This window comes from Chlamydia sp. 04-14 (assembly GCF_036632095.1).
In the GTDB taxonomy this organism is placed as follows: Bacteria; Chlamydiota; Chlamydiia; order Chlamydiales; family Chlamydiaceae; genus Chlamydia.
In genome coordinates this window covers 95,053-115,109 of sequence record NZ_JAPYKW010000001.1, presented here as the reverse complement: position 1 = coordinate 115,109, position 20,057 = coordinate 95,053, and the positions used below count along the sequence as shown (strand labels likewise).

Below are 20,057 nucleotides of genomic sequence, written 5' to 3'. Positions count from 1 at the left end.
TTTGGAACGTGTTTTTGTTCCGTCTTTGGTTTTGTAATTGAGAACCCGTGTAGGTTCTACAATTACAAAACAAATTATCAAGTATATGAATTTCTTAGCTTCTACTTTTAAAAGATCATACGTGCGCCGCAGTTGGCCATTTGTACCAATGAAGACATCCCAGCATCTACGGTATAGGTGCCATAGAGTGTCCAATATGGACCTAGATATATTTGCGAGCTATACTCTATTCTTCCTGCATTCCTTGTAGGAATTACACCAGAAACTTCACCGGTTTGTCCTGTGGAGTCAACTCTGTAGGTACATTGCGGTTTATTTCTATAGATAACGGGTACATAAGCAAGAGAGAGCTTGTTGTACATTAGAATGTCGTATTGTATCAAAGCTCCTTCGAAAATAAAACCTAAAGGAGTTGCAAGATTTCTATAAGCAAAAGAGTCGAATGTCCTAGGGTCGTAGTCAAGTTCTGTAAATTGTTTTTGACGTACTCCTGTATATTCTGCTTCTGAGTAGAAGGAGAATCTTGTTGTGGAGTTGTTTGAAGGCTCTTTTAAATCAATAATCATACGAACATCAAACAGCCAGCCAAGATCTTCCCAATTGCCAAGATTGCGCTCTTGAATGGATGGGTAGTAGGTGGTTGTATCGTGCTTCATATAACCATAAGTCATCACACCCTGAAGAAGTATAGGGCGTGGGGCTTTCGTTAGTCTATGAGGTAAATAGAAAGCTCTACCGGCGTATAAAGTTCCTTGGAAGGAGTGATCAGAGCCTTTATGCTTGTAATTCTCAACAGTTTTTTCTGATTTGGCATGTCCAAAGACTTGGCTAAACGAAGCTCCTAAAATAAATTCAGGACGCGGTTTAGCATCTATAGCAAGTGAATAGCCACGACTATGATAAGAGAAGGATCTAGCTTCTTCTCCTTGTTCTTTCTGTAAGAATGATCCTATTCCGCATAACCAAAGGTTATTGTAAGCAGCATCATCAAAACGTGCGTTGTTAAGCATATTGTTGACGATGCCTTGCTTTACAGCAATCAAGGAGTTTTGAGAACCTAGAATAGAGTTAACGTAGAAGTAATTATCACGAGGGATATAGATCCATCGACGATATTCTTCAAATTTCCAGCTAGCTTGTAGTTTCCCATTTTGATCTGCTGTACCTAGTGTCCAGGTGCCAATATAACCTTTTTGAGGTTTGGTATCTCCTGCTAAAGTTAGGTCAGAAATATTTACTTTGTTAGATTCCGTAGGGAGTTTTAATAACTCAATTTCACGATCTTCGCCTAAGTAGGGGTTTTGGTAAAAGGCCCCAGAAGGATCGATAAGGGTTAGTGTACCTGTTAGGTAGATTTTTTCCTGAGCTACATCAGGTGCAGCTTTATTAGCTTGTGGAGTTGAGTTTTTCTCACTTCTATGACCTCTAGGCCCTGCTGCTCGCGCAGGATCAACCCCTAATTTCAAAGCAGGTGGGGTGGCTACTCCGTTTTCCGAAACAATCTCACTAAAATCAATAGTAAGATTATTAATTGCTATACCTCCAGAGGTCGCAGCTCCTCCTGTTGTTGGCTTCTGAGTAGATAATACCGCACCTGGTCCCATAACGAGTAAAGATCCAGGTTTCTGATCAAAGGAGATAACATTTAATTCTGCATTTTTACCTAAAACTAACGTTCCGTTATGTAAAACAGTCTTTTGAGGAATGAAGGACTTATGCTCATGAAATTCTCCAGAGAATAGTACAGTTCCTGTGTAGTTTAGAGGCGTTGCTTGTGTCGGTGTTTTATTGATATCTAGAGTGTTATAATCACTAGTTTTAGACGTGGTGATGTTTACGGCATCATAGAAATTGATAAATTGATTTTCTGCAGCGTTTAGAGTGAGTTTAACTTTTCCTGTTATACTACAGAAGGAGGTAGCAGTATCTGTCCCTGTAGGTAAGCACTGGTTGTTTTTAAACGTGATGCTACCGCTTAAAGCTGTAAGATTAAGTATAGCATCATCGCTAGCTGGCGCTCCATAAATTGCAGCACCTAAATTTTTGACTTGAGCTTGTCCTTGGGAGCCTTGGGCAGCTGGAGTTTGTGCTAAAGTAACCTTATTGTTAAGGAACAGAATAGACGAAGCAGCCGTAATATCTGCCTGTTTTGTGAAATAAATCGCACTACCATCATTTGCAGAACTGTTGTTAGAAAAGTTCATATATCCTTTCGGAATAGATAGGGTAGCTGCGTAGATAGCTCCACGATTTTTAGCTATATTCTCTTCAAAGGAACAGTAGACGGAATCGGTAAATGTTACTGTACCATTGTTAGAAGCACCGTTTTTACATCCAATTGCTGAGCCAATGTCTGCAGAGTTGCCTTTGAAAAATAGTGCTTGGTTACCTGTAAATGTAACGCTAGTTGTCCCTGCAATAGCTCCACCGAAGGTTTCCTTTGGTGTGACTCCATTGGCAGGATTTGTAGGAGGTGTTGTTGGCGTGCATAATGCTGAGTTATTAACAAAGTTAATAGCTTGAGAACAATTTGTAATTGTAACAGTAGGAGCGTAAATAGCTCCACCGGCTACCTGTCCTGTTGTTGCAGATCGTTTTGTAGTTGCAGAGTTGCCTGAAAAAGTAAGATTTCCAGTGCTATTTTGTAGAGTGAAGGTGGTTTTAGCATAGATCGCTCCGCCTTGAATATCAGGATCAGCAGGAGAGTTATTAGTTGAAAGATTAGGATTTTTATCAATGACTTGGTTACCGGAGAATGTACAATTTCCTACCAATTTTTCTAAGACAAGTGTTTCTGCATAAAGGGCACCGCCAGTAATTGCTGTAGGGACACTAGCAGCGTTTGGGTCTGTTGTAGTAGTCGAGGTAGTTTCTGCTTTATTATTGCTTACAGTTAATCCTGCAGGAAGGTTTGTGCAGGTAAGTGTTTTAGCATAGATCGCACCACCAGCTTCTTTTGCAGTATTTTCTGAGATCTTTGAAACCTCAATACCTTCAAGAGTCAATGCTTCTGTAAAGTAGAGCCCTCCACCACATTTTCCTGCGGAATTTCCTGTGATATTTAAATGATCAAGACGAGAGATCTTTCCTTTTTTACCGTAAACACCCCCACCACTTTCTGAGGCAACGTTTTTCGTGACATTTGTCGTAATAACGTAGTCAACTTTAAAGTCTGAATCATCCTGAGGAGGTTGTCCAACTACAGCTACAACAGCACCTGCTGCAGGTATAGTTTGTGTACAAAGACCAGCACCATTTTTAGCAGTATTTTGACCAATATCGATCAATTCAAGACTAGTGAAGGAAGCTTTTGTTGTGTAAACACCGCCACCATGCTCTGTAGCTTGGTTCCCAGTAATAACAGCACTTCCAAATACAGGAACCACAGCAGGTGGTGTTGTTGGGGAAGGATCTGGATTAGGGTTAGGGAATGTAAAAATAAGTTCTTTAGGGATATTCGCTCCACCACCACTTTTGCTCGAGGTGTTGTTTATTAGGCAGAAGCTTTCTAAATTTGATAAGGTTAGAGATTTTTCTGGAGCTAAGCAGATACCCCCACCATCTTCTGTAGCAACGTTACCTTGAAAGAGAGTTTTCCCTGTAAGATTTGTGAATGTCACATCGCTTTCACAATACAGACCACCACCAGATTTTTTTGACGTATTTGTGGTGAATTGTATTCTGTGAGAATTTTCACATTTTAGAGTGCCTTTAACATAAGCACCCCCACCGTGATCTGTAGCTTGGTTATTTAAGAATTCTAAAGTTGAAGCAATCTTAGAAACACTAAGATTTTTCTCAACATAGATACCCCCACCCTTCCCTAAAGGAGGAACAATAGGTACAGGAGCTTGTTGTGCTGGCTGAGAAGAGGCGGCAGAAGCAACGGGTTTTTCTTTGCTTGGTACGGTGATAGTAAGATCGTAGTTTCCAGCTCTGTTAGCTCCGAAACGTGCTTGAGAAAGGTTTGTAAGGGTTACGTCTCCTAGACAATAAATACCTCCACCACCAGTTTTCCCGTTGTTTCCATTAAACTGGGTAAGGATGGAAGAATCTTGTATTGTCAGATTCTCTTTAGAATAAATCGCTCCCCCTCGGGTATCTGCAGAGTTGCTTTGGAATTTTAAATTAGCAACCTTACTAATCGAGATTGTTTTATCTCCATAGATAGCACCTCCAGCCCCTGTAGCAGTATTTAATATGAATAGGGTATCTTCAGAGCCATCACTAATAGTAATAGTATCCAAACCAAAGATAGCTCCTCCGGATCCTTTGATAACAGATTCTGGAGAGGGGGATGGTGCAGCAGCGGCGTCGGAAGATAAGACATTAGAAACTTTAGGAGCGACAGCTTTTGCCTTTTTACTGGCTTCGATTTGTTCTTTGATTAAATCGATAATAGGAGGGAATTCTGCAGAGTTTCCTCTGAAAGTCATATCTTTGTAAGTAGAGATGACAATTGCGCCTTTAGCAAAGACGGCACCACCGTTTCCTGCAGTTTCTGTTGTATATGTGGGGAGATCAGGTGTTTGAGAACCTGCATCAGCACTTCCTGTTTGCGCTATATATTTGCGGAAAGGATGAGTGTCGCGTAAGCCATTAGGAGCTATAGCACCTCCAGCTCCAGGAACTGCCGGGGGTGTTGTAGGTGGCTGAAGAGGAATGAGAGGAACAGGAACGCGCGCAGCGTTATTTGTAAATTCGATAGAATTAAGGATATTCCTAATGGTCAGTGTAGAATCTGTAAATAGAGCACCACCAGCTTCTTGGGATACGTTATCTTTGAAAGTAACATTTTCTAATCCATCAAAAGATATAGGACCTTTGGAGTATATAGCTCCTCCTTTTCCTGTCATTTTGATTAGAGAGCAGGAGATAGATCCTGGATTTCCAGCGTAGGTAATAAATGATAGAGGACCACCTTTATCATTATAAAAAGCTCCACCGCCTTTTGGAGTGGGAGTAGAAGTAGATTTATCTACGGTTGCTACGGAAGCTGCCGCTAGAGGAAAACTTAGTACATGAGATTTCTCAGATGTGAAATTACTAAGATCAAAATTTCCCTGCTGCAATTTCGAAAAATGAGCAAATGATGAGGAGCTTAGACTTTGCAGGATAGATTGATAAAGCTTTTCTTGATGTCGAGCAATAGTACTAGCTTGTCCTGTTGAAGGCTGCGATGTTCTACTACCTGAGCTACTGCTTGAGGAGCCTTGATCACTTGGTGTTGGTGCTGGTTCTGGTTCAGCTGCTGGAGTTGGTTTAGGCTCGGGAATGTTTGTGAATGTTGTAAATGAGACATTCCCAGAAACTATATAAGTTGTTCCGCTCTCATCTTGTGTTTGTTGCGTAAAGTTATTCGAATGAGAATCTGAAATGCTTGATCCTGATCCTCTATAACTAGAGTTTAATTCTTTCGAAAGGGGTTCACCAAATACTGTAATCGAGGGGAGCACGGCAGCAAAAACAGCTGTAGCTGATAGCCACTTCATAGAACAAAAACCTACTGCAAACATTCACTGACTAGATATGTGTTAGATAAATCAGAAAGGCAAATTAGGCAAGGGATAATAAAAGCGGGTAAGAAAGATCAAGATATTAAAGGTGAGCTTTAGGGAGACAAGAGCACATCTATAATATCTTGACGAATGTTATCCATAATCGTTAACAAAATTCCTGGTCAAGGAAAAATTAGAAGCTTAGGGATAAACCACCAAAAGCATCTCCAGAGAGATTGTTTCCTTCGCGTTGTATTGTCGAAATTCCTAAATAAGCTGTAGCTAATCTATATTTGAAAGTAGTGCGAAACTTTAAGTTCATAGCTTCTTGTCCTATAAAGACTCCTGCGACTTTCCAGGAATGTTGATTCAGGATCAAGGAAGCAGTTGTTACAGGATTTTCTCTAAGCAAGTCTTTAATATAGGCCATGCTAAATTGCGTAAAAAGAGAATATTTCGCTCCGAAGAAGCGCATTTCTAAAGAAACTCCTGTGGGAAGAGCAAGATTACTCAAATGTGAAGAGGCGAAATACCGAGGATCATATCCTGTTTCTATGAAAGGATTTTGATTGATTACGGTATACTCAAGATCTACAAATGGAGTAATTTTAAGACAACGAATCCCCTTTGGATAGGCATAAGATAAGCCCACACTACTTCGGAATCCTTGGTTCTTCCAAGAGCCTCGGGTAATGTCCTTTTTTGAGAACTGATGTTTCATAACATGAGATTCTTCAGCATAGCTTACAGAAGATCTAAAAGATAAAGCACGCCAGTTCTTAAAAGCTGCTATTGTTCCCAATAGCATATGCGAGTGGCTTTTCCCTGGAATGTTATCCTGAGAGCTAGATCCGTGAAGCTGTGTGAATGTGGCGCACACAACAGTATTTGGTGAAAAAGGAAGTTTAATTCCTAGATTGTGACCGGCTTGTGTTGTGGAAAAGTTATTATAGTTATCAGCGTTTTGTTCCATAACACTAGAGACGATACCACCAAAAATACAAATATGCTTAATAGGAATGAGCATATTGTTATTTAAGTAGTTATCGAGGATAGCATCATTGGAAGATCGCATACCTGTAAATGTTGCCCATGTAGAAGATGGAACTAGATAACCCTCTTTCTCTGGATTCAAAATGAATGTGCCCGTGGGTATCCACAAAGCTTTTAATGTTTTATGTCGTTTGGAATCTTCACCAGACCAATTAAATTTCCATACACCTTGGTAGCCATAGGCATTTTGTTGCACAGCAATCTCTTCAGGAATAAATCCATCAGTATTGATATTTTTATCAGACTTGAAAATGATTTCCATCTGGTATGGCTGAGATGCTAGATCATGATTATCATAGAAGATATTATCGGGATCATGAATTTGAGGAGATCCCGAAAGTCGGATCCCTGAATTTCCTAATGCGCGTATTTCAGCAGGAAGATGAGAATTAGTAGCATCTAAACCAAAGCTAATATTAGAAATGAGTAGATCTTTTCCTAAGCTGTTGTAGCTTGTTAACATAGATCCTGGGCTAAGATTTAATATCCCACCTAATTGCTTAAATTCTTGAACGGCAAGAATGGCACCGCTTGTAATAGAAAGGGTCCCGTTATTTAGATATACAGGTTGGTTAAAGATAGAAGTTTTATTACTTTTATCCTGGCGATCTATCGCAAGTTTTTCTCCTGAAAAGATAACAGATCCGCAATGGAAAATATTATCAACAGAGTTAATATCCACAGGATTTATACTTTGTGATGTTGCAAGAATTGGATCATAGAAAATAATTGATTGATTTTCATTGGCAATGAGTCGAATAGCTTCAGGAGCACCTTTGATTGTAATTGCATTGTTATTTGTAATTGAAGAGTGCTTGGTAGAGATCTTTGTGATGTTTCCGCTAAATATAATATCTGCATTTTGTGCATGCAAATGTAGTTTTGGTTGCGGCCCACTTAAATAAATTGCGCCTCCTCCCAAATTTCCAGATGAATTTTCAGAGAAGATAATTGGTTGGGAAGCTGTAAGATTGCAGCTTGTTGAGGCTATAGCTCCACCACCTTCTGCATGGTTTTCTCTAAAGAAAATAGACTCATCATTGTTTTTAATAATTATCTGTTGAGAATAGACGGCACCACCTAGGTTGCGAGCACTATTTTTGCAAAAAGATACAGGAGCGGATTGCTTATTTATACTACAGAGATTCGTATAAATAGCTCCCCCAGATTCTAAAGCTCTATTTTCTATGAAGGTAATCGTATTTTTATTCTTAGAGAATTCAACAGTTCCTTGGGCATTATAAATTCCGCCACCAGATTTAGCATAATTTTCTTGGAAGACAATTTCCTGATTCCCATCAAATAAGATAGTAGATCCAGCAACTTCGCTACTGATAGCCCCACCATTACCTGAATTGGTAATATTTTTTACGACTTCTGCATGGTTCTTAATAAAAGAAATTAAGCCGCGCTGCTCACTAAATATCATACGATTTGGTTGTGCTCCTGTAAGAAGAATCGCACCACCTGCGCCATGACTTACATTATTTTGAAAAAGCAGATTTGTATTTCTAGTGAAGAACATATCCTGTCTAGAGGTAAGAACTCCTCCAGTACTTTGGTTGTTTTCTACATTGACTGCTTTTAAATTCTCAAAGGTAAGAAGAGATTTAGAAAATACACCTGCTCCCTGACCACCTAGTTGTAAATTAGTAAAATTTAATATCGCTAGGGGAGTGCTACCTGTAAATGTAAGATTTCCTTCTAAATTGCGAAATGCTCCTCCCGATTTATGGATACTGCAACCAAGAAAATCCTTAAGAGTAAACTCACCTCGTAAGGTGTAATTTGTTCCTTGAGGGGATGTAGTTAACATGGTGAATAATTCAAGATCTTCACCTGTATGCATTCCCGATAAAGGGAGAACAATCTCCGTTCCTGATAAATGAGAAGTGTAGGCTAATGGTGTTAGTGAAGAAAGAAGTACGAATTTCCAAAAAAACATCTGCTTCATGTTTCAGAATCCTAGTCGTTTCACGGTCTAGAGTAAGAGATCTAACTTACATAGAAGGATAAAATAAATACATGGAAATAAAAAATTGATCTAAGCGTATGTTAATAAGAATGGAATAGTTAAAGTCTATTCTATTTTTCTTTAACTATGTTGAGGCATACCTCTAAAGACGATATATATCTTTCTCTTTAGAGGCCATAGAAGGAATATAATTAGACGAAATTAATCTTTAGTTTCATCGATTATTGCTTTTGTGAAATCTTTGATTTCTTTAGATATATTTTTTGCTAGCGTTTTTGTTTGTTGCGCAAAAGCTTTTGTATGTTGTTTAGAATGTTTAAATAAAGTTTTGCCTTTTTTCGTTCCTGAAGTTTTTACTCTAGAAAGTTTTTTCCTCAACTGCACACCACTTTTTGGAGTGAACAAACAAGTAAGCAATGTAGCTATAAATCCTCCGAATAGTACACCTCTGAGCCAACGCCAACGTTTGCAAGTTTTTTTATTGGGTTTGTGATTTCTAAACATACCTTCTTTTTCCCCCTACGACAGATTAATCCTTTTTGCGAAATACACACCAAACGAGTAGAGCTGCAGCAGTCCACTTCGCTCCTCGACAGATTTTTCCGATCCAACTGCTCTTGCTTTCCTCACAGAGGAAATCTTCAATATCTTTAGGTAAACGCTTATTACGTTTGCGCAACCAACCAAAAATTAGCTTTTTCCCTAATAATAAAGGAGCTAGGATCTTAGCTTCAAAATTTAAAATTGTCGTAATTTTACTGACATTTTTAACTATCTTATTGAGCCTGTGTAACAAGCTAATAGTCAAAACGAACATTGTTACCATGCACGTTGATAGCAAGACACAACAGACAATTATTGCTCCCGTGAGGTAAGTATTCATATAAAGTGAATAAACAATTTTTATTTTTATTAATTAATTTCACTTCTTATTTTCGGTTTATTTTAAAAAAAATTAAAGAAAATACTTTTTAATAAATAAGTTAGAAGCATAGAAAAGAAAATCCCCAACGTTTGTTGGGGATATGTGCTTGATAATAAATAAGATGGGATTCAAAAGGAAATGAACCCCAAGAACTTCTTATTCTGCTGATGAGGGAAGCTCAATTGCTTTATCGGATGTTGGGAATTCCACCTCTTTTCTCATTAGGAAGACCCCGAACAGGTTAAAGCATAGGAGAAGAGCTCCGGATACAGACATTATCAATAGAGCTGTATTTTGCGATAAGAAGCAAAATGCTGGTAATATAGCAGCTCCGTATAGAGTATAGATCTTTGATCCAGCGTTTCCGTAAAGAAACTTTGCACATTTTTTTCCTACGAGGAAATACGAAATAATTGTTGTATAACCTGTTACAAAGAAGAATGTGGGGAGTAAGATCTTCACAAGAGGGAAATACGTTGCTAGAGCATGTTCAACAGCTTGAGAAGCGTTGTCAAGGCCTAGAGACCATGATCCTGATGCAAGCACCATAAGTAAGCTTAGAGTACAGATAAGATTATCTATCGCAAGTCCTATGATACTTAGCTGAGCTTGTGTTTCTGGACGTTTTGCAGAACTTTCACTTTGAATAATAGAGTCAAAGCCAATACCAATATCTCCGGAATAAGCCGCTCTAGAGATACCTTGGTGAATTGTAGTTGCTAAAGTACAGCCGGCAAATCCGCCAATAGCTCCGTGTCCTGTAAACGCTGATGAGAATACAGCAGAAAATAGAGAGGGAAGTTGGTGAAACTCTTTTACAAGTATATATAGAGATAGTGCGCAGTATACGGTAAGGAAAAATGGAAGCACGAAAGCACAGATCTTTCCAATACGTTGTAATCCTCCTTGAACTGCGTAGAGAATTAAAAATAGCAAACCAAAAATGGTAAACAATTTTGGAATACTCCAGCAATGGGAAATCGTGTCGGCAATAACAGAAAACTGATAGATTTCTACACCGTAGATACAGAGCAATACAGCTACAATAATAGGTACGAGTTTGGTTCCATAGGCTTTATCTAGGAAGTACATCGGCCCACCCTGATAAACGCCATCGTTATCTACTTTACGGAATTTAATCCCTAAGTACACTTCGGAGTATTTCACTATAGAGCCAAAAATCCCTGCGATCCAAACCCAAAATAGGGCTCCAGGACCACCAATGCACGCAGCGGTAACAATTCCTACAACATTACCGATACCGATATTTCCGCTTGCTGAAGCAAAAAATACCTTTAATGGGTGAACACCTCTTTCGCTTTCCTTCCCCTTCTTATTGGAAGACTCCTGCGAATACTGGTAGAAAAGCCTGCAGAATTGAGGAAACTTGGTGAATTGAGAAAAACCAGATTTCCATGAAAAGCTTAGCCCCAGAAAAATAATCATGAGAAAAGCCACGTATGACCAGAAGAAGTCATCGAAGGCTGCTAGTAAAGACAAGACTGTGTTCATGGTAAAAACTTTTTTTAATAATTAAAATATTTAAACAGTTATTCATCAAGAAGATGGGGAAACTATTATCCCTATTTCATCTTTTGTTTAGTAGGAAAATAAAGCTTATATACGAAGATTAAAGTTCCTAAAGAGATAAAAATATCGGCAAAATTAAATGTTGGAAAGGACCAGCGTTTGTAACCGATAGAAATAAAATCCACTACATGTCTGTAAAATAGGATATCTCCAACGTTACCAATAGCTCCGGAACAAAGGAGAATCAGAGAGAAGCGGATTGAGGGGGAGGTTCTTTTCTTTCTTAAAAAAAGAAAGGCAAGAATGCCTAAAATAATTGCTATACGTATAACAAATAAGAAATATTTATATTTTGAAAATAATCCGAAAGCCGCACCTTCATTAAAGGTAGGACAAATGCAAAAAAATAGCTTACCCCAACTACATTGGTATAGTATGGGGCTAGCATCAGGAAGATTTCCTCGGTATAACAAAACAGCTAGTTTAGTGACCCAATCAATAAGGATTAAAAATGAAATAGCAAGGAAGGTAGATCGAGAGCGACTAGACATCGGGATTAGTTTCCATAAAGTAGGCCTTTCTCGAATTGTGATTGAGCTTTGACCGTCATTGTAGCATAGGGAATCGCCATTAAACGAGCTAGAGGAATTTCTTCCCCGCTTACATCACAGATCCCATAAGAAGATTCCTCGATTTTTTCCAGAGCTCGATTAATTTGTCTTAATAGTTCGTATTCTTTAGTTGTCACCTCTAAACTGATAGTTCTATCAAAAGTATCGGTACCCTGATCAGCTTGATGTTGAGAATATCCAGTAGCTTCGTTAGGTTTTTTGACTTCTTGAGCGTTCCCTTCTAGGGTATGAGATAATTTATATTTCATCTCTAGAAGTCTTTGTTTAAAATTGGCTATTTCGTCCTCAGACAACGGCATAGTTTCCTCTCCTTAACCTTAAAATAATAACTATTTTTCCATATCCGGAGTTGCAGATAGCAAAACCTCCATTAATTCGCCAACATCTTTAAATCTTCTATAGACGCAGGCAAATCTAATGTAGGCAATCATGTCTGCCTTTTTTAGATATTTCATTACTAGTTCGCCAATTTCTTTGGTAGAGATTTCCCTATTTTGTTTTCCCAACAGTTCAGATTTCACGTTAGAGGCTATTGCATGCACTTGATCTTGACCTATACGTGTGTGACTAGAAGCGGCATTTAATCCGTTAATTAGTTTAGATTCTTGGAAATTCTCGTAACGACCATCGCGTTTCAATACCTGCAGAGTTAGCTCGACGGTTTCAAAAGTCGTGAACCTTTGACCGCAATTTAAGCATTCTCGTCGGCGTTTAATTGCATTTGCTTCTGGCGCATTTCTCGAATCTATAACTTTTAATTCCCCATGATTGCAAAAAGGACACTGCATGGGAGCTACCTCCTAAGGTTAAGGTAGTCTAAGAAAATAATAATTTTAATGTAGGATAAATCTATGCGACTATAAGTTGCAAATTTTTTTTCCCAATCTATAAAAATAGGGCTTGCGACAGATGCAGATAGCGTGATAACTTTTCGCTCTTTTTGCGAAAAGACAACATCTTATCGTAAGGATGTTTTATTGTAAATACTAGTTGCTTAGGAATTAAGAATGTTTTCTGGAATAGTTCAAGAGCTTGGTGAAATATTTAGTATTCAGCCGAGAGACGAAGGTTTAACCATAGGTGTGAGAGGATCTTCGACATGTATTTCCGAGTTGGAAATTGGTTGTAGTGTTGCTATTGATGGCGTTTGTCTTACTGTAATTAAACTTGAAGAAGAAGGTAAAATGTTTTTTGATATTATTCCTGAAACTCTTGCTTGTACTACAATAGGAGAGAGAGTTGTAGGCGATCGTGTCAATATTGAACGCTCTTTAAAAGCTTCTGATGAAATCGGAGGGCATATGGTCTCTGGGCATGTTTGTGGTATCGGAGAGATTGTGCGTATAGAGAAAAATCGGTATTATTTTCGTGTTCCAAGTTCCTTATCTATATATCTTTTTGAAAAAGGGTTTGTTTCGGTAGATGGAATTAGCTTGACTGTTGTTACTATAGACGAAGATGTATTTTCAATAGGATTAATCCCCGAAACATTATCTCGAACGACTTTAGGATATAAGCGGGTGGGGGCGAAAGTAAATATTGAGCCTGATATGGCAACAAAAACACAAGTGGATACCTTAAGGCGTTTGTATCCTCCGCAATAAAATAGATAGTATGGATTACAAATTACTGGATAGTGGTGATGGGAAAAAGTTAGAAAGCTTCGGACCAATAACTCTTATCCGTCCCTCTTGCACGGCAATCTGGCCTAAGAGTTCGCCATTTCTATGGAAAAAGGCGCATGCTGAATATCAAAGATCGGGTGAAGATGGGCATTGGCATTGCAGATCTTCTGTTCCTCAAGAATGGCGGATCATTCTCAATACCGTTGATTGTACATTAAAACTCACTTCTTTCGGTCACATAGGTATGTTTCCTGAACATAGTGGTTTTTGGCCCGGATTGAAACAAAGCATAGAAAAACATTCTGAATGCCGTGTGTTAAATTTATTTGCTTACACAGGTTCTACGTCAATCTTTGCTGCAAAATGTGGAGCAAAAGTATGTCACGTTGACGCGTCGAAATCTGCGGTAAAATGGGCACAAAAGAATGTTGAAAATAACGCATTTCCTAAGAAGAAGATCTTTTGGATTATTGAAGATGTATTTTCTTTTCTGCAGAAAGAAATACGGAGAGGAAAGAAATACGAGGTAATTTTATTAGATCCTCCTACTTACGGCCGGGGACCTGATGGTGAGGTCTTTAAAATAGACAGGGATTTCTTTCCATTATTACTTTTATGTTCTAAATTACTTTCCGATTCTTCTTCTTATATTTTGATTACCTCACATACACCGGGCCATACACCTGCTTTTTTATATAGTTTAGCTACGAGAGCTTTATCTTTAGATAAACAGTATTGGTCTTCTGGAGAAAGTTTTTGTGGTGATGGAGATCAAGCCTTACCTTCTGGAGTATTTGCTAAATGGAGTTCATAGGGAAAAATAATCCTAAGGTGAAAGAGGCGATAGCATTAAAACAACGACGCTCTCGCAAGGGTTCTCTGTTTCTTTTGGAAGGATTTCGAGAAATTCAAAAGGCTCTGACTTCAGGATACGAATGCGAACGGATTTTCTGTGGAACTAATATTTCGGAAAAAGAGCAGTCTTTTTTAAATCAAATTCAAAAAACACCTTTGGAAAAGATTTATTGTTTAGAGGAAACTCTTTCAAAACTTTCTTATAAAGAACATCACGATAATTTTATTGCTGTGATGAAAAAACGTTGGTGGTCTCGAGAAGAATTTCTAAATCAGAAAAAAAATTCACTACCTTTTTATTTAATCGTAGAACAGATTGAAAAACCTGGTAATGTTGGTGCCCTACTTAGGATAGCTGATGGAGTAGGTGCTGACGGAGTGATTTTATGTGATCCCATAATTGATCTTTATAACCCTAATGTTATCCGTTCTTCACTAGGAACAGTATTTACTCTTCCTATCTGGTCCGCTACCTTGGATGAGATATTACAAACCATCGAAGAGAAAAAATGGTATGTTTTTGTGACCTCTCCTGGGGCAAATTCAATGTACTTTTGTGAAAATTATAATCAGCCATTAGCTCTAGTTTTTGGTTCAGAAAAAGATGGTCTAACTTCTTCTTGGTTTAAAGGGAATTTTTCAAAAATATCTCTTCCTATGCTTGGACAAGTAGATTCTTTAAATTTGTCCACAGCCGTATCTGCTGTTGCTTATGAAGTAATTCGACAACGCTGGTTGTCCTAGTTTAGCGAAAAATTCCCAAAAGACATTTTCTATGAGATCAAAAAATAATTCGCATTATTTATCACTAGGAAATGAATTAGTTAAAAAATAGATTCTATTAGTTATTATATAAGTTTTTTTTAATTTCCTTGTGTAAACTTGATTTTTAATGTTTTTTATGAGATGCTTAACGTTTCCAGGATGCGGCGAAGATTGTGGTTTTAAACAATCATAATTTTCTGAATGGATTGATCAGTGAGTTATAACGAAGTTCGATGAAAACACGCTTTCCTTCGCCCTTTTTTATTTTTTATCGCCGCTTAACCGTAGCAATTAGTTTTGGGAGAATTCTGGGTTGGGGGTGTTTTGGGAGAATCCTGTCTTGGATATTTGCCCATACTGCAAGCTTTCGACGAAAGCTATTTTGTTCAGCACCCTACCGTGTGTCTTCTACTGTAATCAGTGTGGGAAATATTGTCCTCGGAGGTTCGGGTAAGACTCCCGCAGTATTGTGGTTGGCTGAAAATCTAAAAGCACGAGGATATTCTTGTGCCGTTCTTTCTCGCGGATATAAAGGAAAAGGTAGTCGTCAGAGAAAGCTCATTATAGTCGATCCTAAGATGCATGATGCTGCTTATGTAGGAGATGAACCCTTGCTTATTGCAGGAAAACTCCCAGAGGGTTCTGTTTTTGTGCATAAGGATCGGAGAGTTTCGGCTAAAAATGCCGCTAGGAATTTTGATATTTTGATTTTGGACGATGGTTTTCAGAATAACAAACTACACAAGGACGTGGAAATTGTCGTAGTTAACGGTCAGGACCCTCTAGGAGGAGAAAGATTTTTCCCCCGGGGTCGCCTTCGAGATTCTCCTAATAGATTGAAGGAGGCCGATTTTATAATAGTTAATGGTTTTTGTTGTTCAGAGAATCAAAAACTTTTAAACACCTGGTGTGTGTCGCCAAAAATTTTTGTTGAACCTCGAATTTCTCAGGTGCTTTGGGAACCAAGTGGGGAGAAACTTCCTTCGGGCGGTCTTTCTGGACTAGCTGCCGGCGTTTTCTGCGGTCTAGGATTTCCACAGGGATTTCTTGATATGTTGAAACATGCCGGAGTGAAAATATTAGGAACATATTTATTACCTGACCACGCGGGAATAACGAAGAAAGAATTGCACTACTTCAGCTCAAAAATAGCTATGCGTCAAGGGCGGGGAATATTGTGCACAGAAAAGGATAGTGTAAAGCTCGGAAATTTAATTCATGAGCAAGGGATTCTTCCGATTGGTAAAGTGCAAATGCATTTTAATTTTTCAGATCACGAAGGTTCTACAGCTTCCTTATTGGATAGAATAGATCAAATACATAATGGTAAGAGGTAACTAATGAAGCTATGGATGAAAATCTTTATAGGATTATTTGTCGGGGTTACCCTAGGTTTAATTTTAGAAGACAAGGCGATCTTTTTTAAACCAATAGGAGACATTTTTTTAAATCTATTAAGCATGGTTGTCTACCCTTTGGTATTTTGTTCAATGGTTCTAGGTATTGCTTCTATCAGTGATATGAAGAAATTAGGCCGAATAGGAATGAAGAGTGTGGGTCTATATTTAGGTACTACATGCATAGCCATTGTTATAGGCTTATGCTTCGCCCAATTTTTTAGCCCTGGAGAGGGTTGTGACTTATCCCAAAATGTTATCGAAACAACTGTAGTTGCTCCTGAAAAAAATAGTGCCTATTTCTTGTCTTTGATTTCTCAAATTTTTCCTTCAAATCCAGTTCGATCTTTCGTTGAAGGAAATATCTTGCAAATCATAGTCTTCGCTATTTTCTTAGGAATAGCTATGCGTCTTTCTGGAGAACAGGGACGACCCGTTGCGAAGTTTATAGAGGGTTTTTCTGAGATCATGTTGCGCATGATCAATATGATCATGGCTTTTGCACCTTATGGTGTAGGAGCAAGTATGGCGTGGATTTCTGGTAGCCACGGTTTAGTTATTCTCTGGCAGTTAGGGAAATTTATTCTTGCTTATTACCTCGCGTGCTTATTTCATGCTGTGATTGTTTTTGGCGGTATTATCCGCATGGGCTGTAAGATGTCCTTCTCTAAATTTCTTTCTGCAATGATGGATGCGATATCCTGCGCGATATCCACCTCGAGTAGTTCGGCAACATTACCTGTAACAATGCGTTGCGTATCTAAAAATCTTGGAGTTTCCTCGGAAGTTTCTGGTTTTGTTTTGCCTCTAGGTGCTACTGTCAATATGAACGGCACTGCTATATTTCAAGGTATGGCTGCAGTGTTTATTGCTCAGGCTTATAACTGTCCTTTACCTTTCAGTAGTTTACTACTGATTGTTATTGCAGCAACTTTCTCTGCTGTAGGTAGTGCAGGTGTTCCTGGAGGAGGAATGATTACTTTAGGATCCGTATTAGCCTCTGTAGGCTTGCCTATTCAAGGAATCGCTGTTTTGGCAGGAATTGATAGATTGCGAGACATTATAGGAACTCCTATGAATATCCTTGGGGATGCTGTAGTAGCTGTTTACGTGGCTTCTGGAGAAGGAGAGCTATCAACACCAATAAAGGACAAGGTAGCTTTAGAAGACGAAAGTAGAGAGACAGTGTAGGGGAGTTTACGCATGTTTGAATTTCGATTTCCGAAAATAGGAGAGACTGGTTCCGGAGGGTTTGTAGTTCGTTGGCTTAAGCAAGTAGGCGAATATGTTGCAAAAGACGAACCTATAATTGAGGTGTCTACAGATAAGATAGCCACTGAATTAGCATCTCCTAAAGCAGGAAAGTTAATTCGTTGTCTTGTAAATGAAGGCGATGAAGTTGCTTCTGGAGAAATTTTAGCTATAATTGATATGGAATCAGGTATTCAAGAAGAGGTAGTTTTACAGGAGCCCTCTTCTGAGATTTCTTGCTCTCAAGATTCGGGAAATACTACAGCGTGGTTCTCTCCAGCAGTTCTTAGTTTAGCGCATCGTGAAGGTATTAGCATCCAGCAGCTCCAGCAAATTTCCGGAACAGGAAATGAAGGACGTGTGACCCGTAAAGATTTAGAAAGTTACATTTCTGAAATGCGTGAGCCTTCGTGTTCAAAAATAGCAGATGCCAATGAAAATCGCATTCCGATGTCTCCATTGCGTAGGGCTATAGCGTCTTCATTATCTAAATCTTCAGATGAGGTGCCTCATGCTTCTCTTATTGTAGATATTGATGTCACAGATCTGATGAATTTAATTTCCGAAGAGAAAGATCGATTCTTTGCAACACACGGTGTGAAATTAACAATTACGAGCTTCATCATTCAATGTTTAGCAAAGGCTTTGGAGCAATTCCCGTTACTAAACGGATCCTTAGATGGGGATACGATTGTTGTGAAGAAATCAATAAATGTGGGAGTTGCTGTTAATTTGAATAAAGAGGGTGTTGTCGTTCCGGTTATTCGTAATTGTCAAGACCGCGGTTTAGTAAGTATTGCAAAAACTCTTGCTGATTTATCGACAAGATCTCGTGCTAATAAGCTTGATCCTTCAGAAACTCAAGAGGGTAGTGTCACAGTTACTAATTTTGGTATGACCGGAGCTTTAATCGGCATGCCTATAATTCGTTATCCCGAAGTGGCTATTTTAGGAATAGGAACAATACAAAAACGTGTTGTTGTTCGTGATGACGACTCTTTAGCTATCCGAAGAATGGTATATGTCACCTTAACGTTTGACCATAGGGTGCTTGATGGTATTTACGGTAGTGAATTTTTAACCTCATTGAAAAATCGGTTAGAGTCTGTTACGATGAGCTAACATACTACGATTTTTCCAAGGATTAGAGGGATGGGTTCTCCCACAACAGCTATTGATCTATGCCAAGATATTGTCACTAAGCAAAAGGAATCTTTAGAACGCTTTTTTGCTACTTTCCAATGTGAGGGAACTTGGTTATTAGCTGAGAAAATATTGAATCACCAAGGTTCTATATTTTTTTCTGGTGTAGGGAAAAGCGGTTGTATCGCAAGGAAGATAGCTGCTACTTTACAGTCCTTCGGAGAACGTGCTCTTTTTCTTTCTTCAGGAGATCTTCTTCACGGGGATCTTGGTATTATTCGCTCTGGAGATATTGTTTGTCTTTTTTCTAAAAGTGGGGAAACTCGGGAGCTTTTAGAATGGATCCCCTATTTCAAGGAACGAGGTGTATTCATTGCGGGTATTACTTCTGCCGCTTATTCCAGTTTAGCAATTCTTTGTGATCATGTGATTATCTTACCCATGATAGAAGAATTAGATCCTTTTAATCTTGTTCCTACAACATCAACAACATGCCAGTTATTATTCGGAGATCTTCTTGCTATTACACTACTGCGTAGTCGGGGAATATCTCTAGCAGATTATGGGAAGAATCATCCTGGTGGGCAAATTGGTTTGAAGGTTGTTGGGAAAATCCGTGATTATATGTTCCCAAAGACAGAAGTTCCTTTTTGTTCTCCAGAAAATACAATTGGAGATTCTTTAGATATTTTTTCTTCTTATGGTTGTGGTTGTGTTTGCATAGTGAATGAAAAATTCGAAATGCTAGGAATATTCACGGATGGAGATTTACGTAGATCGTTATCTCGTCATGGAGGGGATATCTTATCACAGCAGCTTAAAGATGTCATGACTCCAAATCCTAGAGTAATCAATGAGGATGCTGATGTTCTTCTTGGTTTGCAAATGATGGAAACTGGAAGTCCTATAACTATCTTACCTGTTGTAGATGCTAAAGATCAACGCTATGTTGTGGGATTGCTTCAGATGCATACACTGGCAAAAGCAGGACTTATTTAAAGAATTAAAAAAATATCGGAAGAGAGAGTAAGCCGGATTCTGTCTACAAGATGGAAAAGACCATCTTGAGGGCAACCATTCATCTAGGGGATATATTACTATACCCCTCAAGCGATTACGAAAAAGTCTATGAGGAAGAAACTTCCTCACTATGCAGAAACAAAAACTTTTTCTCTTGCTTCAGATAGGGTTTGCATGTCTATTAAGTCACCTTAACAGCTCCTACTCTTAAAGTAGGAATTTTCAGCCTGTCTATAAAAAGACCCTTTTATAGCGGAATGTTTTCTGTTGCACTTTCCGTAGCCTTACGGCCCCTGGAGTTTCTCCAGTATCTCTTCTTATGAAGTCCAGACTTTCCTCTCAATATACCTTATTAGAGATATAAAAAGCGGTTGCCTTTCTCTTCCGA

Annotated in this window: 15 protein-coding genes and 1 other RNA gene; 7 read left to right on the top strand and 9 right to left on the bottom strand. The window is 38.6% G+C overall.

Translation table 11 applies throughout. From position 1 onward, the window contains the following. Positions 1 to 107 precede the first annotated feature (107 nt). From O6937_RS00400 to nrdR, 8 genes are all read right to left on the bottom strand, one after another. Positions 108 to 5,492, bottom strand: coding sequence for a polymorphic outer membrane protein middle domain-containing protein (locus O6937_RS00400; protein ID WP_332389773.1), 5,385 nt, complete (start codon positions 5,490 to 5,492; stop codon positions 108 to 110). Positions 5,493 to 5,691: 199 nt separating this feature from the next. Further along, positions 5,692 to 8,505: a polymorphic outer membrane protein middle domain-containing protein gene (locus tag O6937_RS00395; RefSeq protein WP_332389772.1), complete on the bottom strand. Its 2,814-nt coding sequence runs from the start codon at positions 8,503 to 8,505 to the stop codon at positions 5,692 to 5,694. Between the two features lie 222 nt (positions 8,506 to 8,727). Beyond that, positions 8,728 to 9,030, bottom strand: a complete 303-nt coding sequence (locus tag O6937_RS00390) for a YtxH domain-containing protein (protein WP_332389771.1) — start codon at positions 9,028 to 9,030, stop codon at positions 8,728 to 8,730. Between the two features lie 25 nt (positions 9,031 to 9,055). Next, positions 9,056 to 9,409: a hypothetical protein gene (locus O6937_RS00385; RefSeq protein ID WP_213240343.1), complete on the bottom strand. Its 354-nt coding sequence runs from the start codon at positions 9,407 to 9,409 to the stop codon at positions 9,056 to 9,058. Positions 9,410 to 9,607: 198 nt separating this feature from the next. Then, positions 9,608 to 10,963 carry an amino acid carrier protein gene (locus O6937_RS00380; RefSeq protein WP_332389770.1) on the bottom strand — a complete coding sequence of 452 codons (1,356 nt, stop codon included), beginning with the start codon at positions 10,961 to 10,963 and terminating at the stop codon, positions 9,608 to 9,610. Positions 10,964 to 11,034: 71 nt separating this feature from the next. Next, positions 11,035 to 11,532 (bottom strand): signal peptidase II, encoded by a 498-nt coding sequence (lspA, locus tag O6937_RS00375; RefSeq protein WP_332389769.1) that lies wholly within the window; start codon positions 11,530 to 11,532, stop codon positions 11,035 to 11,037. Between the two features lie 5 nt (positions 11,533 to 11,537). Then, the gene (locus O6937_RS00370) at positions 11,538 to 11,912 is read right to left on the bottom strand and encodes a TraR/DksA family transcriptional regulator (protein WP_006342889.1); all 375 of its coding nucleotides are present in this window, start codon (positions 11,910 to 11,912) and stop codon (positions 11,538 to 11,540) included. A gap of 30 nt (positions 11,913 to 11,942) precedes the next feature. Beyond that, the gene (gene nrdR / locus O6937_RS00365; protein WP_006342890.1) at positions 11,943 to 12,401 is read right to left on the bottom strand and encodes a transcriptional regulator NrdR; all 459 of its coding nucleotides are present in this window, start codon (positions 12,399 to 12,401) and stop codon (positions 11,943 to 11,945) included. Positions 12,402 to 12,620: 219 nt separating this feature from the next. Here nrdR and O6937_RS00360 point away from each other — a divergent pair, with 219 nt between their 5' ends. The 7 genes from O6937_RS00360 to O6937_RS00330 all read left to right on the top strand — a co-directional run bounded on the left by O6937_RS00360 (position 12,621) and on the right by O6937_RS00330 (position 19,648). Next, positions 12,621 to 13,217, top strand: a complete 597-nt coding sequence (locus O6937_RS00360; protein WP_332389768.1) for a riboflavin synthase subunit alpha — start codon at positions 12,621 to 12,623, stop codon at positions 13,215 to 13,217. 10 nt (positions 13,218 to 13,227) lie between these two features. Further along, positions 13,228 to 14,052: a class I SAM-dependent methyltransferase gene (locus O6937_RS00355; RefSeq protein ID WP_332389767.1), complete on the top strand. Its 825-nt coding sequence runs from the start codon at positions 13,228 to 13,230 to the stop codon at positions 14,050 to 14,052. Beyond that, a complete protein-coding gene (locus tag O6937_RS00350) occupies positions 14,040 to 14,837 on the top strand; it encodes an RNA methyltransferase (protein ID WP_332389766.1) in 798 nt (265 codons plus the stop codon). The genes O6937_RS00355 and O6937_RS00350 overlap by 13 nt, the downstream gene beginning before the upstream one ends. A 254-nt stretch (positions 14,838 to 15,091) precedes the next feature. Beyond that, positions 15,092 to 16,195: a tetraacyldisaccharide 4'-kinase gene (lpxK, locus tag O6937_RS00345; RefSeq protein ID WP_332389765.1), complete on the top strand. Its 1,104-nt coding sequence runs from the start codon at positions 15,092 to 15,094 to the stop codon at positions 16,193 to 16,195. Positions 16,196 to 16,198: 3 nt separating this feature from the next. Continuing rightward, positions 16,199 to 17,446: a dicarboxylate/amino acid:cation symporter gene (locus O6937_RS00340; protein WP_332389764.1), complete on the top strand. Its 1,248-nt coding sequence runs from the start codon at positions 16,199 to 16,201 to the stop codon at positions 17,444 to 17,446. A 12-nt stretch (positions 17,447 to 17,458) separates the two neighbouring features. Then, positions 17,459 to 18,628 carry a dihydrolipoamide acetyltransferase family protein gene (locus O6937_RS00335; protein WP_332389763.1) on the top strand — a complete coding sequence of 390 codons (1,170 nt, stop codon included), beginning with the start codon at positions 17,459 to 17,461 and terminating at the stop codon, positions 18,626 to 18,628. Between the two features lie 30 nt (positions 18,629 to 18,658). Continuing rightward, positions 18,659 to 19,648 (top strand): KpsF/GutQ family sugar-phosphate isomerase, encoded by a 990-nt coding sequence (locus O6937_RS00330; RefSeq protein WP_332389762.1) that lies wholly within the window; start codon positions 18,659 to 18,661, stop codon positions 19,646 to 19,648. A gap of 12 nt (positions 19,649 to 19,660) precedes the next feature. On the opposite strand, the gene rnpB is transcribed toward O6937_RS00330, so the two are convergent. Next, positions 19,661 to 20,056: RNase P RNA component class A (gene rnpB / locus O6937_RS00325), an RNA gene on the bottom strand. Position 20,057: the final 1 nt, after the last annotated feature.

Bases quoted from the DNA above. Each gene is read 5' to 3' on its own strand.
- O6937_RS00400 (WP_332389773.1), bottom strand. From the start codon at position 5,492: ATGAAGTGGCTATCAGCTACAGCTGTTTTTGCTGCCGTGCTCCCCTCG.
- O6937_RS00395 (WP_332389772.1), bottom strand. From the start codon at position 8,505: ATGAAGCAGATGTTTTTTTGGAAATTCGTACTTCTTTCTTCACTAACA.
- O6937_RS00390 (WP_332389771.1), bottom strand. From the start codon at position 9,030: ATGTTTAGAAATCACAAACCCAATAAAAAAACTTGCAAACGTTGGCGT.
- O6937_RS00385 (WP_213240343.1), bottom strand. From the start codon at position 9,409: ATGAATACTTACCTCACGGGAGCAATAATTGTCTGTTGTGTCTTGCTA.
- O6937_RS00380 (WP_332389770.1), bottom strand. From the start codon at position 10,963: ATGAACACAGTCTTGTCTTTACTAGCAGCCTTCGATGACTTCTTCTGG.
- lspA (WP_332389769.1), bottom strand. From the start codon at position 11,532: ATGTCTAGTCGCTCTCGATCTACCTTCCTTGCTATTTCATTTTTAATC.
- O6937_RS00370 (WP_006342889.1), bottom strand. From the start codon at position 11,912: ATGCCGTTGTCTGAGGACGAAATAGCCAATTTTAAACAAAGACTTCTA.
- nrdR (WP_006342890.1), bottom strand. From the start codon at position 12,401: ATGCAGTGTCCTTTTTGCAATCATGGGGAATTAAAAGTTATAGATTCG.
- O6937_RS00360 (WP_332389768.1), top strand. From the start codon at position 12,621: ATGTTTTCTGGAATAGTTCAAGAGCTTGGTGAAATATTTAGTATTCAG.
- O6937_RS00355 (WP_332389767.1), top strand. From the start codon at position 13,228: ATGGATTACAAATTACTGGATAGTGGTGATGGGAAAAAGTTAGAAAGC.
- O6937_RS00350 (WP_332389766.1), top strand. From the start codon at position 14,040: ATGGAGTTCATAGGGAAAAATAATCCTAAGGTGAAAGAGGCGATAGCA.
- lpxK (WP_332389765.1), top strand. From the start codon at position 15,092: ATGAAAACACGCTTTCCTTCGCCCTTTTTTATTTTTTATCGCCGCTTA.
- O6937_RS00340 (WP_332389764.1), top strand. From the start codon at position 16,199: ATGAAGCTATGGATGAAAATCTTTATAGGATTATTTGTCGGGGTTACC.
- O6937_RS00335 (WP_332389763.1), top strand. From the start codon at position 17,459: ATGTTTGAATTTCGATTTCCGAAAATAGGAGAGACTGGTTCCGGAGGG.
- O6937_RS00330 (WP_332389762.1), top strand. From the start codon at position 18,659: ATGGGTTCTCCCACAACAGCTATTGATCTATGCCAAGATATTGTCACT.